Raw genomic sequence first — 14193 nt, 5'->3', positions numbered from 1 at the left:
TATTTATGCGGAAATTCATTTGATAATTTCATTTATTCATCTAAGTGGTATATGTATTTATTATTTTATATTTCTATATTGTTGTTTTTTACCGCTATATTTTGGCTTATTTGTTTAAGTTTTTATAAATTTTTTTTCTTAATTCATATTTTTTTCTGCATTTTTACATATATCTTTGCCACATTTTTAGAGGAATTTTATTCCCAGCTCATTATGATGAATATCCTATTAATAGTCATATGGCTTTTCTTTGTGAAAATGTCTTTTAAATTTCAATTTTTATTCTTAATGATATACTTTTGTTTCGAATTTGTAATATTGATAGGATTTATACCTTTTGCACTTTTTTATGGGGGCGTTTCAAAATGAATAATTATAATGAAAAACATTATATAACAATTTATATTGATGAGCTTTTTGAAAAAGAATTATATTTAAACACAAATATTTTAACTATAATAGAAGATGATTTTCAAAAATTTATAAAACAATTTGACCTCACCCACGCCTTCCTAGGACTTACTAAAGATAAAAGCCCCGATGAACTTGATAAATAGACGATGAAATAAAAATGCAAAAACTCAAAAATGCTGATTGGAAAGATTTTGATAAAAATGGTATGAAAGTTTAGAAACAAATGAATTTAATGATGGTTTTTGGGGGTTTGGAACGGGAACAAATTCTATTAATGATACGGCTGGAAAAGTTTTTAAAAATAACCACTATGTAATGGATAATAATACACAAACGAACACTTATGATTTTAAAAAACTAAGAAGTCATCAAACTTTCAAACCCTCTAACCGCCTTACTTTAGAAATTTCTAAAGAACAATATGAAACACTTTTGCAAGATATACAAAAAGATTACGAAATGACAAAAGATATAAAACCACAAAGTCTAAAATCTATCAATGAGGAATTTACTTATAAACTTCTTGATAATAATTGCGTTACTTGGGTCATTAGAAAACTTTCAAATATAGGCATAGAACTCATTGATGAAACTTATACTATCCCTGGAAATTTTATGGAACTCCTCCCCACCATAAAACTCATTCACTCCACCTTCTTTAAATTCCAAAACATTGACGATAATCTTAAAAGCATTAAGGGCGCAAAAGCTTTTAGGGATTGGGCTAGAACTATGATGAATAATGATTATATTTGCTATATTGATGATAAAGCTTTAGAGCAAAAACTCAAGGCAGTATGTCAAACAAAAGATGAAATACTTTATCAAATCTTTAAACTAGTTCATACTAAAAAAATGAAATTAGAAAATATCTATTCTACCCTTGATAAACTCCTTGACAAGCTGATTCAAAGATTAAAAGAGACAAATACAAATTATGAAAATTTAAAAGGTGATTTTAAATTCATTTATTTTGATAAAAAAGATGGGCAAATCAAACTTTTAAAAGCAAGTAACAATTATGAAGCTATCATTATACAAGAATTAGATTTAAGTCAAAAGCATTATAATTTTAGTGTTTGCAAATTTTACCCTTTCATCTTTAAACTAAAAGATGAAATGATTTCAAGAATACTTTATCATAAATATAATTATGGCAATATTTCACAAGAATATCAAAAAGATAGAAATGAATTTTATTTTAATGTTTTAGCAGGAAAAAGAAGTGAGAAATACTGGAGTTCTAGTTATCATAAACTAAGTAAAAACTTACAAAATAAAAATTATCATAATGCACTTAAAATCTCTAATGGTGAGGATATGTTTAAAAATTATTAGAATTTGAAATGTGAATAAATATAGGTGAGAATATTTTTCAATAAAGTTAGAGCAAGTAAGCTCAAGGCTTATTTCTCAAAAGATTGTATTTTATCAATGTAAAATACATAGAAAAAAGGACAAACTCCTTTAAGGCATTAATCCTTTAAAAAGGATTAATCACATAAGTAGCTTGAGCGATAGTGTATATGATTAAAAACGAAAAACTACAAAATAAAATCATTCATCTTCATCAAATGAGCTTTAAAAAATATGATAAATCAAACAAAGATTATTTCTTTTTTGAAAATGGGAAAAATCGTTTTTCAATAATATCAATAAAGCCAACATTGTTTTAAGTCTTTTACATACACTTAGAAACCGCTCTTATCATTGGGAAAATATCTTAAAAACAACACAAAGAAACAATAAGACTTTTCCAAGAATTACCACAATCATACAAGGAACACATATAGGCTTAAATCCAAGCAAAATAGAAACATTTTTAGATGATTTGATAAAGATATTTGATGAGAGATTGTTAGCTTATTGTTAAAGAAATAAAGATAAATACCAAAGATTTATCGGCACAATTTATTTCAATGAAAAAGACATCAATAAAGAAATGGTTAAAAATGGTTATGCGTGGGCTTATGAAAGCTATTCTACAGAGTATTTAGCAGAGCAAGCAGATGCAAAAATGTTTATAAAACAAGAAAAGACATAAAGAGCAATAGAATAGAAGTAAGTGTCAATAAAGAAAGTAAAAAGCTGATGAAAAATGGCAAAATCGTGCCTGAGTTTTTCTTGCTTTATCATCATTTAGAACCAACTATGGTAAAAAATATAAATGAGCTTAAGAGCAATACCATTTTTGCCATTATCTTTAAAAAGCTTGAGGAATTTATCAAACTTAAAGAAGTTAAAATCGATTATGAAAAAGAACTCGCTTGCAATAATCATTATTTAGCAGAGTTTTTCTTAATGGAGCTTTGGGAAAAATACACTCCACAATTTAATATCTCAGTCGCAAATTTAGACATACTCGCTAAAAATGAAAAAGAAAGAGAATTCTTAGGGGCATTAGATTTAATCCATCTAAATTGCGTTAAAAGAAAAGGGGCGGTGTTTTACTATAAATACCTTGAGTTTAAAGATAGGATTAAAGAATATGTCAAAAACGAAGTGAGTGAAAATCCTACAAATGAGAGTGGATTTGATGAAACTTATGCAAAGGAAAATGATAGTGATAAAACACCTTATAAAACACAAAACTGACATTTTTGCTAAGTTTATGTGGAGTTAAGACTTTGGTATAATTTGAGATAAATTTTTAAGGAATAGATTATGGATTATGTTTTAAAGAATAAAGACAAGGCAGTATTAAAATTTAAAGTAGAAAACATCGAAACAAAATCTATGGTTACAAATACCATAGAACTTAATCAAAAATTAGTAGAAATTGAAATCATAGAAAGTGCATTATTTCCAAAAAACTTACCTCTTAATGATTTAGAAAGAAATTTAGAGCTTTGGATTAAAGATAGAAAAGTCCCACAAAATAGAGCCTTTGTTGAAAACATTATTGCAACTTATGCTATTAATGGTAAAGAACAATTAATGGATTACATTGATGTTTCTTTAGGGCTTTCACTCAACGACTCTTTTTGGATAGTGCCTAAAGATAAAGCTTACAAATGGAAAGATTATAATCTTTATGATAATGAATTTGACGAAGCACTTGAAAAAGCTTCATTTGGAGAAGAATTGCTAAAAATTAAAGGTTTAACCTCTTCCCCTGAATACACCACTAATGGTATGCTTAAAAAATGTTGGCATAGAGATAATGGAGTTATTTATCTTTACAAGGCAAATTCTAAAGAATATGCTAATGGAGGTAAAGAAGCTTATAGTGAGTATTATATGGCTCAAATTGCCTTTTTGATGAATTTTACACACATATCTTATGATTTAAAAGAATTTCATAACCAGATAGTGAGCGTTTGTCCTATTTTTACAAGTGAAAATGAGGGTTATTTACCTATGTATCAAGTTTTTGATAATGATGAGTGGAAATTTGCAAAAAGAGGTGAACTTGTAGATATGATAGCACAATTTTATGGCGTAGAGAAGCTACAAGATTTACTCGTATTTGATGCTTTAATTTATAATATTGACAGACACTTAGGCAATTTTGGAATGATAGTGGATAATAATACAGGCAAACTTTTAAGAGTAGCACCTATATTTGATAATGGCTATTCTTTAATGAATTTTCTAACCCTAGATGAATTAAATAATATTAATAACGCAAAAATAGAAAAAATTAGCAACTTCTCTTATGACTTTGATACCCAGCTCAAACTCTTTATCCAACCAAGACACGCTGAGAATTTAGAAAAACTCAAACACTTTACTTTTAAAAGACATGCAAAATATAATTTAAGCGAGGAATGGTTAAAACCTATTGAAAGCTTTATACAACAAAGAGCCACAAAAGCCTTAGAATTTATCAAAGAAAAAGAAGCTTTAGAGGAACAAACTAAAATACATCAAGCAGAGGCAGATTTAAGAGCTAAGGAACAGCGAAGTGATATTTTAGAGACAAGCTCAAGCGAAAGCTTAAAAGAGATTACAAATGCTCACGCTAATAGAGTTAGGAAGAGATGATGCTTTTAACTCAAATTTATCCTTTTACAAGAAAGGATATAAAAATGAAACTAGACAGAATTAAAGAGGAAATCACAAATATTAGGCGAACGCAGAATTTTTGCGTAACAGGATTTATAGGTTCTTTTTCTTATTTTTTTATTAATGTGGAGCCTGATCCAAATATAAGGACTGTGTCATCAATTGTATTAGCAATATTTTTATTTTTTGGCTTTTTCTTCATAGGTGTATCAATGAAAGAAAAGCTAAAAGAGCTTGAAAAAACAGGAAAAGACAATGAGTGATACATTTATCTTTAAACACAACAAACTCTATGCAAAAATACAAGATAAAAATTATTATCTCTTAAAAAATGATAGCTTTATTCTCGCAAATGAGAGCATAAATGAAATTTTAGATATTTTACCTGAGGGGCTTGACCTTGAGCTAATGCTTCATACTTTTAGGCTCAAAGAACCTTTAGAACTTTTGCCTTATCTAAAAAATAATATAGGAGATTTTTATTTTTCTAAAAATATTAATGCCCTAAGTGAAACAAGCATCAATTCTAATCTAAAGCTCAATCAAATTTTCCCTAATGTGCTTGATTTAAAAATTAATCTTTCTTTACAAGCCTTAAAGCCCAATAAAGAATTCAAGCCTTTACAACGCTTATCTTTAAGTGGTTACCAGCACAAACTTCAAGTTAGTATCATTGATGAAACAATTGAAGAAAATTATGCTGATTTTATTTTAAAACCAGCAAGTGATGATTTTTATAATTTAGCGATTAATGAGCATTTGAATGTAAGCTTTATGCAAGAGCTTGGCTTTAAAACACCTTTTAATGCTATTGTATATGATGAAAGATTAAAAAGCTATCATTATCTTATCAAACGATTTGATAGAGATGAAAATGGTAAAGCACTTACCCAAACAAGCCTTAATGCCTTAATGCAAAGCAATGACAAATATGCAGGAAGCATAGAACAAATTGCTGATTTTTTAAAAACAAGACTGGAAGAAAAAGAAAAAATAAAGTTTTTAACCTATATTTATGCAAATGCTCTACTTTATAACAACGACTTACACAAAAAAAACATTAGCTTTCTTTTTAAAGAAAATAAGCTCTTACTAAGTCCCGTTTATGATGTGATTAATATTTATGCGGTTAAAGGATTAGCAAATCTACAATGTGCTTTAAGTATTAAAGGTAAGAAAGATAAAATCAAACTTTCTTATTTTAAACAAGCAAGTGAGTTTTTGGGTATTGATTTTTTAGATTTGAAAAAGTCCTTACAAAACATACGGGAGCTTTATTTGGATTTATATCCAAGCTATATTGAAAAACTTAGCCAAATTCCTCATTTAAGTGGAGCAAAAGAATTAAAACATTTGTTATTAGAGAGTTATGAAAGAAACAAAAGGATTTTTAGAGAAGAAGCTCAAAATCAAAATAACAATTTAGAAGCAAAAGTGAGTGAATTGTTACGAGAGCAAGAAAGCATAGACTCAATGCCAAAAGCAAATGATATTCTTATGAAAGGCTTGGATGTAAGCTCTAATATGGAGTTTGACAAAGAAGATTTAAACGATGAAGCAAACTTAACTTCTCAAAACACTCAAAACAAAACTAATATATTAAGGAGACACTAATGAAAACTTTATTAAATATCACTCAAATCTATGCGAGCTTGATTTTAAAAACAAAGTTATTTAAATTTAGAGCTTGAGGGAGCAAAAACATATTAACAAAAATGTGAGAGAGTATGAAAGTAAAAAACTCCACCACTTGCCATTCAACACGATATAAAAGCTTTTCTTGATTATCAAAATTTTAATATAATTCCAAAATTAATTTAGATTTGTATTGGTGTGAGCTTTATGATTCAATTAATTTCTCTCAACATGGTAGTGAAATTTCAAAAGAAGTAGCTGATTTGACAATGAAAATAGTAGAAATGCAAAAAATATCGCTCCTATTTTTATTTGTGGCTCTTGCTTATATCCACAAATAAACTTAATGAAATTATTGATGATGCGCCTATAACCAATATACATAATGACTTTAAAAACAATTATAAAGCTAGAACTTATTTTGGGAAACATCTTTGGCGAAAACAAAGATAAAAAGGAAGAAAGCCAACAAATCCGTCCTAAATTCATAGGACGCTTAGCCACAACGATTATTATGAAAGATGGTTTGTAGATTAGGATAAAGACGATCGAAAGTAATAATAAAAAAAGGAATGAGAAATGGGTGAGATTTATAAAATTACGGCACCAAATAGTGTAATTTTAAATGTGGATAAACAAAGTAATGAAATTATTTTTGAAGAATGGAAAAAAAGACAGATAAATATACCAAACAATACTCCAAAGCCCTCTTACAAGCTTGGCAGACTATGGAAAATTCCCCCTACAAATCCTACCAACCCATCTACCTAGATCCTACTCTTCGCACAGGAGAAAGTTCTACCTTACTCGAATTAAACAATGGCAAGAACTTTATTTAAAAGAACCTGTTAAAGGAATGATTGCTCCTTGGACTAAAAAAGAAAAAGCTTATTATGAAAGTTTAAAAACAAAAAGAGAAAGATATAAATATTTAGTCATCAGGAGTGGATTAAGAAGTGCTGTGATTGATATCCTTTATGAAGCTTATGCTTGTTATGAAAACAAAGAGAAATTTAAAACATATGAATATCTTTTTAAAGAAGTGGAAAAGAATCGAGGCTTAGCTCATTTAAGTGATGGATATTTATTTATGGCAGAATGCACGGCTTTAAAGCTAGATCGTGTCAAGTTGAATTTCTGGCTTACAGCTGACAGGAGGAAAGTATGATAAGAATTCTACTAATCTATCTTATGATTTTAAACACTATGCAGAACGATTTGAATTTGGATTAGATGGGATGCATAAAAACCCTTTAAGAGCCAAGCAAATCGAAGAATTTGCTAAACATCCTCCTTATGATCAATTTGAAATGCTGCCTTACTTAGATGAGATGATGGTAGTGGATTGGGTTGTGGATTTTAATATGCTTTATAATTATGCCACTGATGATGGTAGTGCCACAAGAAGTTTATATGACAAAATCAAACAAGGCACACTCAAAGACCCAAGATATCAAGACTCTACCCCTGAGAGTAGAAGAGAATTTTATAAAGAAAGTGGAATTACTTTAGCCAATAATTTGTGTATTATAACCTTGATATATCAAATGAATGGAGCGAGGAAGAGGCAAAATTATATATAAATATTTTATTTTAGAAACTAAAATTGTAGCAATACTACCAAAACAAGGCTACCCCAACGCACCTACTTACTATACCCCTGAATATTTAGAAGAACTTTATAAAAATGGCGAACTTGATAAAAAACTCAACCCCACTATCCCAGCCATTTATATGGACAACTTCCCTGAATATCTAAGACAAGAGATAGAAGCCTATGCTAAAAAGCATTATATTAAGGATTAAGTAAATTTGTTTGGCTTATTTATTCGTAAAGCTTGGTGTGAATAAGATAATAATTTTTCTTTGGCTTGCCTAAAATAAGTCCCCAACCAAGCTTAGCTTGTGCTTTATCACCTAAAACAAAATGCATTCTATGACTGATACTAACTTTAAGATACAAATCCACACAAAATTCATCATTTGTTAAAAAAATTATACTTTCTTTAAGTTCTTTAAATTTAGTTTGATTTGGTAGATACTCTAAGGCTTGCACATAGTTAATATCTTGTATAAAAATAGCTATTTTACTTTGGTAAGAAAGAAAGCTTTTTCCTAAGATATTGTTTTTTCCTAAGATATTGTTTTTCACACCGAGTTGGTTTTGTTGATTTTTTGAAATAGTGATTTTGTGAGGAACATATTCTATAATGCTTAATTTTTCTTTAAGATTAAAATTACTTTGCAAAACCTTTTCTATATAGTATTTTGGACGCCTTAAATTCAAAAGTAGAGGAGCAAAGGGTAAGTATTGTTTAGCAATTTTTTTATCATTGATACCAAGCATAGCAAATAAAACTTGAGAAATAGAATCACTAAAATCAGGCTTAAAAGATCTTGAATAATTCTTAATACTTATGATTTCATAAAAAAACCATAAAATATAGTGGTTGAAAAAATCAAAAAATAAAGTCCATCCTTCTCCATCATCTTCTTTTCTTGAGAGCTTATCAAGCATATAATTAGGAAGTTGTGAAGTGCTTCCTTGCAAGCCCATAAAATTAATCATTATTTGAATTAAAAATGCTTTTTCATCTTGACTAAAATGCACACTTTCTATCTCTTTATGTGGGTGTTTAAGACTTTTGTTGGTTCGTAAAAATATCTCCTTTTTGTCATATGTTTGAAGCAATTTATTTAAAAGTTTATAAAAACTATATTGAGTCATAAATTTGCTTTCTTGCCATTTTGCACGGGATATTCAAAGCTTTCTTTAGCATCAAGGCATTTGATTTTTAACTCGCAAAAAGAATTAATGCTTGCAAAAGAAGCAAAAAAATGTGATAAAACAAGCCCTAGTTTATAAACTTCTCCTAAAGAATAAAAATTAGAATCCTTAATGCTTATAATGCATCTTATGCCTTTTTTTGTAATATACTCATCTATAATATAAGCAGAGTGAGCCTTTATCTCTATAATGCTTTGTTTTAAAAGCTTACAAATTTCTTCACTTTGTTTATCATTGTCAAAGCTATAGCTTTCTAAAACATTAAAAAATGCGTTTTTATCTAGCATAGTTTGATAAGAAAAAGAAAGTATGGAAACCAATTTCCATAATAATGTGCCATTGACTGGCACAATTCTCAAAGGGCTTGGGATTTTTATATTTTTAGTCGATACATCTTTTATGGCTTCAAGTTTATTAATTTCACCTATTTTAAGTAAAGTTGGAAGATTTTTATTAGAACATAAAGTTTCAATACTTATGGTTTGAGCAGAATGATTAGTTGAAAAAAAAGAAATAGTTTTGTAACTTTGATTTTGAGAATTTTTTTTAGTGCTTAGACTATAAAAATCAGCATTATTTTCATCTATAAATTCAAAGCGTTCAAAATTTTTATAATTTTTAAGCACCCTTAAACCCGTATCGCTATTATGAGCTTTTACGGCTTTAATTTGAATGATTTCATAGGCATTTGTATTTACTCTATCAATAAATATGGGGTAGCTATCTTTTTGTCCATCATTTATAAAAGGTTCGGCATTTTTTGTAAAAATATTAACAATAGGAGTTGTGCTTAGAGAAAATAAATCTTTTCTAATAATACAATTTTTAGGAAAAGGTTTGGAAAAGCTAAATTCTATCCCAAACTTAACGCCTCTTACATTTTGCAAAAGTTCAAGCCCTTCAATGCCAATAAAATTAAATTTTTCAGGCAAGAAAAAATACTCCCTTAGCAAAGAAAAAGCTTCAAAGCCCAAATCATCATAAGAAAGCAAACTTTCATTTTGATTAAAACCCACTCTTTTAACACATTGAGAATCAAGCTTGAAAGATTCTGCACTTTCATAAGCAATGAGTTTAATATTTTTTAAATATAAATGAAAATATAAAAGCAAAATGCTAGAAGTATATACATCATCTCCTAAATAAAGCAAAAACTTTTTCAAATCAAGTTCTTTAAATTCTAAATTTTCCTTAGTAGTGCTTAAATTTAAAGTCATTGTATAAAATTTTTCTTTACTCGCAAGAAAAACTTCATCGATTTTCAAAGGATGAAGAGTGAGTTCATAAGATGATTTAAATTCGCATTCTACTCCATTAATAGATTTTGATTTGATGCTTGCATCCTTGGGAATATGGATTTTATTTTTTTTAGAATTTGCATTAAAGTAAAATTCTTGCATACATAAAGATGGAATAGCATTGACATAATTTGGAGAAATTATATTAATCAAAGATTCTGCTATATAAGGGATATTTTCATCAAGTTCTTTATGAAGTTTTGAGGTTAAAAGAGCTAAATTTTCGATAATTCTTTCTACATCAGGGTCTTTACCATCAAGAGATAAAAAAGGAGCAAGTTTTGGAAATTGACTAACAAACCGCTCTCTCATTTCATATAAAGAAGCAAGTTCTTTTTGATAATAATAAATATCCTCTTTCATACAACCTCGCAGTATCGGTTGCTTTTAAAAACAATCTGTATGCTTAAACTTTGTTGAAAATCATCATTTAATAACACACAACCAAGTAAAAAAGAAAGCTGCCAAGGACCTAAAGAATTATCGTAGGTGATAGATGTAATTTGAATCCTTTTTTCATACTTGGCAACAAGTTTGCAAATTTCTTTTGCCATTAAAGAACAAAGCTCGCTTGAATTAAAATTCATAGTGGCAAAATTTCCTATACCAAAGTCATTTAAGATAATACAATCATCAAGATTGGTATTAAGGAGTGTTTTTATGTTGTTTTTAATATCTTCAAATTCATTTTCATAAAAAGCAACACTGGCATTTTGCTCATCAAGCTCGTGGATAACCCTATTAAGTAAAGACATTGATTATTCTTTATCAAGTTTACCTACTAAAGATAATTCAAAATTTCCCCCCATATATTTAAAATGAGGGCGAACGCTAAGTCCTATCTTATACCAACCTGGCTCTCCTGCTATATCATCAACTTTAATTTGCGCCCCTCTAAAAGGTCTTCTACTTCTTACTTCAGCAGGTGGATTTTCTTGGTCTGATATATATTGACGCACCCACTCATTCAGTCCTTTTTCTATATCGCTTCTTTCTTTCCAAGAGCCAATTTCTTCTCTTTGTAAAACCTTAAGATAATGAGCAAGTCTTGATATAAGGAAAATGTAAGGAAGCTGAGTGCCTAGCCTATAATTTGTCTCTGCTTCTTTGCCTTCAGGGGTGTTTGGAAATACTTTTGGTTTTAAGGCAGAATTTGCCGAGAAAAAAGCAGCATTATTACTATCTCTTCTAAGTGTTAAAGTGATAAAGCCATTTTCAGCAAGTTCAAATTCTCTTCTATCTGTAATTAAAACCTCAGTTGGAATTTTAGCCTGCATTGTGCCAAAGCTTTCATACACATAAGTTGGCAAATCTTTTACGCTACCTCCACTTTTTGGTCCTATGATATTACCACACCATCTATATTTTGCAAAACTTTCAGTTAGTCTTGTAGCAAAAGCATAGGCTGAATTTCCCCAAAGTAAATGATCGTGTGAAGTATGAACATTTTCTTTATAATTAAAATTTTTAATAGGATTTTCTTCAGGGTCATAAGGAGAGCGGGTTAAAAAGCGAGTTGCCATTAAACCTGCATACTTAGAGTCTTCATTCTCTCTAAAAGTTCTCCATCTTGTATATTGAGGACCCTCAAGCAAACTTTGTAAATCTTGTATATTAGCAAGTTCTGAATAATTTTCCAAGCCAAAAAATTTTGGACTACAACTTGTAAGCACAGGAGAATGACTCATCGCTGCTATGCTAGAAATTTTGTTTAAAAAAGTCATATCAGGACTTGCTGTGCTTAATTGATAATCAGCTATAATAGCCCCCACGGGCTCTCCGCCAAATTGTCCATATTCTGCTGAATAAACATTCTTATAAAGAACGCTTTGAGTAATGTCAGGATTATTTTCAAAATCTTCTAAAAGCTCTTCTTTTGTAGTATCAAAAAGATTAATTTTAATATTTTCATTAAAATCCGTGCGATCAACTAAGAAGTGCAAACCCCTCCAAGTCGATTCTAAAGCTTGAAATTGTTCATTGTGCAATATTTCGTCCATTTGCTTTGAGAGTAAAGTATCAATATGGGCTATCATTTCATCAAGGGCAAATTTATTAATCTTATCTTCAACTTTATCATCTTTAACAATAGCTGATATAAATTCAGCCACGCCCCTTTTTGCGATACTATAACTCTCATCATTTTTTGCATACTTGCTTTTTTCCATTATGCTTTCGATAATTGGTGTCTCAATGATTTTTTCTTTTGGCATTGCTAACTCCTTTATTCTTCGTTATTTTGTTTAATTTCTAAAAGTAATTTTTCTTTGGTTTTTTCATCTTTCAAAGCTTCTAAAACCGCTTTTCTAAAATTTGGTATATTGCCCATTGGACCTTTTAAAGCCATTAAAGCTTCTCTAAGTTGTAAAAGTTTATTGAGTTCTGGCACCTGCTTTGCTATGTGATCGGGTGAAAAGTCTTTCATACTTTTGATATTGAGCTTTATTTCAAGCTCTTCAGCTTGTGTGCCTAGTGTATTTTTCACATTAAATTCGGTGTTTATATCTAATTTTTCCATCACTTGATTAAAATTATTTTTATTGATTGTTAGGACTTCTCTTTCTTCAAGATTTTGCTTATTATTTCCTGTAAGATTTGAAACAACCATCAATTTTAACGGAAGTTCTACATCAGCATTTTGTCCATTTGTTTTTGCCTTGTATGTGATATTGATACGCTCTTTTGGAGCTTTAGAATTATCAAACATATAAATCCTTTGTTAAAAAATTCCGTTAATTATAACAAAATCAAATTAAAAAAAAACAAAGAAGGCTATTTTTTTTCAGCTCTTGCTTTAGCCTTTTGATAATCATCCAACAAATAATCTTTTAATAGTGTTTTTTCCATCAATTCTTTAAGTTGTATGTAGATGATTTTAGCATTTTTTGGCATTTCTTTTTCCTCAAAGAGTTTTGCCATATCAAGTAAAGCATTGATATTATAAAAAAGGGAGTTATCGTAGTTTTCATTGTTGATGTCAAAAAGGGCTTGTTCAAATTCTTTTTGTTTTTTTACATTTTTTGGGTTTGGAGTGTTTTTATGAGAATTTGGTTCTTGCCTTACAAAATAATTGAAAATTTCTTCTCTACACATAAGCTCACCGCTTTCAAATCTAAGTTTTGAAATATTTTCAAATTTAGTAATAAAATCACTTACCAAAACAATGAGTAGTTTTAAAGCTGTATTTTTTTTGCGTTTTTCTAAAAATTCACAAAAAAGTTTGACTCCCTCTATCCAAAAAGGATTTAAGGCTAAATTTTCCATAAAAATTTTAATGTGTTCTAGTTCATTATCTTTAGATTCAAGTAGAATTTTGATTACATTTTTATCAACATAACGAATTCTTGTAATATAATCATTATGTTCTGGCATTAATTTGATTCTACCCCACATAGCTTCTACAAAAAAGGCATAGGCGTTAATGTCATCTGCATTATTTTGTAAAAGCTCATTTGCCAAATTTAAAAACAAAGCTCTATATTCTCTATCATTTAAAGAGTTAAGGTTTGTATTTTTTAAATCGACATTGACTTGTTTTATGGGGGAACTCACATTTGTTTTTCCATCTATGTTTTGTTTTTGATGAATTTGAAGTTTAGCAAATTTGCATTCTAAAAGCACTTCTAGTTCTTCAAAAAGTTTAGCAAATTCTAAGTTTATTTTTTGAGAGACTTTAAATTCATTTTTATTAAATTCGGCAATAAAATAATCACTCATATTTTTAATTTTTTTCTTTTGGAGAATTTGATTTTTAGTATCGCCAAAATTATTTGGACTCTGTGTTAAAATTTGCATAAAATTTTCATAATATTTTAACAATTTATCGAAACAAAGTTCATTTTTTAAGACAAGGCAAGAAAGCATAAAATAATTAGCAATTTTAGCATCGATAGTGTGTTGTTCTAAAAGCTCTAGGCTACATTCATAGACCTTATCCCACTTAATGCTTTCATGATTTAATGTTTTATACTTTGACATTTCATTTTCTAAAAGCTGATAAAGCTCTAAATGATCTAAATTTTCCTCTACTTTTTCATAAAAAGACATATA

17 protein-coding genes and 1 pseudogene are annotated in these 14193 nt (G+C 28.9%); 12 read left to right on the top strand and 6 right to left on the bottom strand.

Features of this window, described 5'->3' with window-relative positions:
- Positions 1 to 365 precede the first annotated feature (365 nt).
- The 12 genes and pseudogenes from CHELV3228_RS03660 (at position 366) to CHELV3228_RS10530 (ending at position 7863) form a co-directional block, all read left to right on the top strand.
- Positions 366 to 557: a hypothetical protein gene (locus tag CHELV3228_RS03660; protein WP_084112201.1), complete on the top strand. Its 192-nt coding sequence runs from the start codon at positions 366 to 368 to the stop codon at positions 555 to 557.
- Positions 558 to 729: 172 nt separating this feature from the next.
- Positions 730 to 1752: a hypothetical protein gene (locus tag CHELV3228_RS10390; RefSeq protein ID WP_174900350.1), complete on the top strand. Its 1023-nt coding sequence runs from the start codon at positions 730 to 732 to the stop codon at positions 1750 to 1752.
- Between the two features lie 550 nt (positions 1753 to 2302).
- Positions 2303 to 2458: pseudogene (locus CHELV3228_RS03645) on the top strand (thermonuclease family protein); the annotation flags it as partial.
- Positions 2459 to 2505: 47 nt separating this feature from the next.
- Positions 2506 to 3009, top strand: coding sequence for a hypothetical protein (locus CHELV3228_RS03640; RefSeq protein ID WP_082199573.1), 504 nt, complete (start codon positions 2506 to 2508; stop codon positions 3007 to 3009).
- A gap of 69 nt (positions 3010 to 3078) precedes the next feature.
- Positions 3079 to 4401, top strand: a complete 1323-nt coding sequence (locus tag CHELV3228_RS03635; RefSeq protein WP_244289608.1) for a HipA domain-containing protein — start codon at positions 3079 to 3081, stop codon at positions 4399 to 4401.
- A 44-nt stretch (positions 4402 to 4445) separates the two neighbouring features.
- Positions 4446 to 4685, top strand: a complete 240-nt coding sequence (locus tag CHELV3228_RS03630; RefSeq protein WP_131936671.1) for a hypothetical protein — start codon at positions 4446 to 4448, stop codon at positions 4683 to 4685.
- On the top strand, positions 4678 to 6036 hold the full coding sequence (locus CHELV3228_RS03625) for a HipA domain-containing protein (protein WP_082199571.1): 1359 nt from the start codon (positions 4678 to 4680) through the stop codon (positions 6034 to 6036). Before CHELV3228_RS03630 ends, CHELV3228_RS03625 begins: the two co-directional genes overlap by 8 nt.
- 406 nt (positions 6037 to 6442) lie before the next feature.
- Complete coding sequence (locus CHELV3228_RS10055; RefSeq protein WP_156890189.1) at positions 6443 to 6589, top strand: hypothetical protein; 147 nt, start codon at positions 6443 to 6445, stop codon at positions 6587 to 6589.
- Between the two features lie 47 nt (positions 6590 to 6636).
- The gene (locus CHELV3228_RS10545; RefSeq protein ID WP_234981038.1) at positions 6637 to 6828 is read left to right on the top strand and encodes a hypothetical protein; all 192 of its coding nucleotides are present in this window, start codon (positions 6637 to 6639) and stop codon (positions 6826 to 6828) included.
- Between the two features lie 85 nt (positions 6829 to 6913).
- Positions 6914 to 7225 (top strand): hypothetical protein, encoded by a 312-nt coding sequence (locus tag CHELV3228_RS10540; protein WP_234981037.1) that lies wholly within the window; start codon positions 6914 to 6916, stop codon positions 7223 to 7225.
- 70 nt (positions 7226 to 7295) lie between these two features.
- Positions 7296 to 7640, top strand: a complete 345-nt coding sequence (locus CHELV3228_RS10535; RefSeq protein ID WP_082199570.1) for a hypothetical protein — start codon at positions 7296 to 7298, stop codon at positions 7638 to 7640.
- The gene (locus tag CHELV3228_RS10530) at positions 7609 to 7863 is read left to right on the top strand and encodes a hypothetical protein (RefSeq protein WP_082199569.1); all 255 of its coding nucleotides are present in this window, start codon (positions 7609 to 7611) and stop codon (positions 7861 to 7863) included. Before CHELV3228_RS10535 ends, CHELV3228_RS10530 begins: the two co-directional genes overlap by 32 nt.
- Before the next feature lie 19 nt (positions 7864 to 7882).
- On the opposite strand, the gene tssG is transcribed toward CHELV3228_RS10530, so the two are convergent.
- The 6 genes from tssG to CHELV3228_RS03580 all read right to left on the bottom strand — a co-directional run bounded on the left by tssG (position 7883) and on the right by CHELV3228_RS03580 (position 14190).
- Positions 7883 to 8785: a type VI secretion system baseplate subunit TssG gene (gene tssG / locus CHELV3228_RS03605; RefSeq protein WP_082199568.1), complete on the bottom strand. Its 903-nt coding sequence runs from the start codon at positions 8783 to 8785 to the stop codon at positions 7883 to 7885.
- On the bottom strand, positions 8782 to 10506 hold the full coding sequence (gene tssF, locus CHELV3228_RS03600; RefSeq protein ID WP_082199567.1) for a type VI secretion system baseplate subunit TssF: 1725 nt from the start codon (positions 10504 to 10506) through the stop codon (positions 8782 to 8784). The genes tssG and tssF overlap by 4 nt, the downstream gene beginning before the upstream one ends.
- Complete coding sequence (gene tssE, locus CHELV3228_RS03595; RefSeq protein WP_082199566.1) at positions 10503 to 10898, bottom strand: type VI secretion system baseplate subunit TssE; 396 nt, start codon at positions 10896 to 10898, stop codon at positions 10503 to 10505. Before tssE ends, tssF begins: the two co-directional genes overlap by 4 nt.
- A 3-nt stretch (positions 10899 to 10901) precedes the next feature.
- On the bottom strand, positions 10902 to 12356 hold the full coding sequence (gene tssC / locus CHELV3228_RS03590; RefSeq protein WP_082199565.1) for a type VI secretion system contractile sheath large subunit: 1455 nt from the start codon (positions 12354 to 12356) through the stop codon (positions 10902 to 10904).
- A gap of 11 nt (positions 12357 to 12367) precedes the next feature.
- Entirely contained in the window at positions 12368 to 12850 is a 483-nt protein-coding gene (tssB, locus tag CHELV3228_RS03585) for a type VI secretion system contractile sheath small subunit (RefSeq protein WP_082199564.1), read from the bottom strand.
- 65 nt (positions 12851 to 12915) lie between these two features.
- Positions 12916 to 14190, bottom strand: a complete 1275-nt coding sequence (locus tag CHELV3228_RS03580; RefSeq protein ID WP_082199563.1) for a type VI secretion system domain-containing protein — start codon at positions 14188 to 14190, stop codon at positions 12916 to 12918.
- Positions 14191 to 14193: the final 3 nt, after the last annotated feature.

It is taken from the genome of Campylobacter helveticus (assembly GCF_002080395.1).
Lineage (GTDB): Bacteria > Campylobacterota > Campylobacteria > Campylobacterales > Campylobacteraceae > Campylobacter_D > Campylobacter_D helveticus.
Note: the sequence above shows the minus strand (reverse complement) of the source record. Positions and strands in the feature narration are given on the sequence as shown.

Bases quoted from the DNA above. Each gene is read 5' to 3' on its own strand.
- CHELV3228_RS03660 (WP_084112201.1), top strand. From the start codon at position 366: ATGAATAATTATAATGAAAAACATTATATAACAATTTATATTGATGAG.
- CHELV3228_RS10390 (WP_174900350.1), top strand. From the start codon at position 730: ATGGATAATAATACACAAACGAACACTTATGATTTTAAAAAACTAAGA.
- CHELV3228_RS03640 (WP_082199573.1), top strand. From the start codon at position 2,506: ATGAAAAATGGCAAAATCGTGCCTGAGTTTTTCTTGCTTTATCATCAT.
- CHELV3228_RS03635 (WP_244289608.1), top strand. From the start codon at position 3,079: ATGGATTATGTTTTAAAGAATAAAGACAAGGCAGTATTAAAATTTAAA.
- CHELV3228_RS03630 (WP_131936671.1), top strand. From the start codon at position 4,446: ATGAAACTAGACAGAATTAAAGAGGAAATCACAAATATTAGGCGAACG.
- CHELV3228_RS03625 (WP_082199571.1), top strand. From the start codon at position 4,678: ATGAGTGATACATTTATCTTTAAACACAACAAACTCTATGCAAAAATA.
- CHELV3228_RS10055 (WP_156890189.1), top strand. From the start codon at position 6,443: ATGACTTTAAAAACAATTATAAAGCTAGAACTTATTTTGGGAAACATC.
- CHELV3228_RS10545 (WP_234981038.1), top strand. From the start codon at position 6,637: ATGGGTGAGATTTATAAAATTACGGCACCAAATAGTGTAATTTTAAAT.
- CHELV3228_RS10540 (WP_234981037.1), top strand. From the start codon at position 6,914: ATGATTGCTCCTTGGACTAAAAAAGAAAAAGCTTATTATGAAAGTTTA.
- CHELV3228_RS10535 (WP_082199570.1), top strand. From the start codon at position 7,296: ATGCATAAAAACCCTTTAAGAGCCAAGCAAATCGAAGAATTTGCTAAA.
- CHELV3228_RS10530 (WP_082199569.1), top strand. From the start codon at position 7,609: ATGGAGCGAGGAAGAGGCAAAATTATATATAAATATTTTATTTTAGAA.
- tssG (WP_082199568.1), bottom strand. From the start codon at position 8,785: ATGACTCAATATAGTTTTTATAAACTTTTAAATAAATTGCTTCAAACA.
- tssF (WP_082199567.1), bottom strand. From the start codon at position 10,506: ATGAAAGAGGATATTTATTATTATCAAAAAGAACTTGCTTCTTTATAT.
- tssE (WP_082199566.1), bottom strand. From the start codon at position 10,898: ATGTCTTTACTTAATAGGGTTATCCACGAGCTTGATGAGCAAAATGCC.
- tssC (WP_082199565.1), bottom strand. From the start codon at position 12,356: ATGCCAAAAGAAAAAATCATTGAGACACCAATTATCGAAAGCATAATG.
- tssB (WP_082199564.1), bottom strand. From the start codon at position 12,850: ATGTTTGATAATTCTAAAGCTCCAAAAGAGCGTATCAATATCACATAC.
- CHELV3228_RS03580 (WP_082199563.1), bottom strand. From the start codon at position 14,190: ATGTCTTTTTATGAAAAAGTAGAGGAAAATTTAGATCATTTAGAGCTT.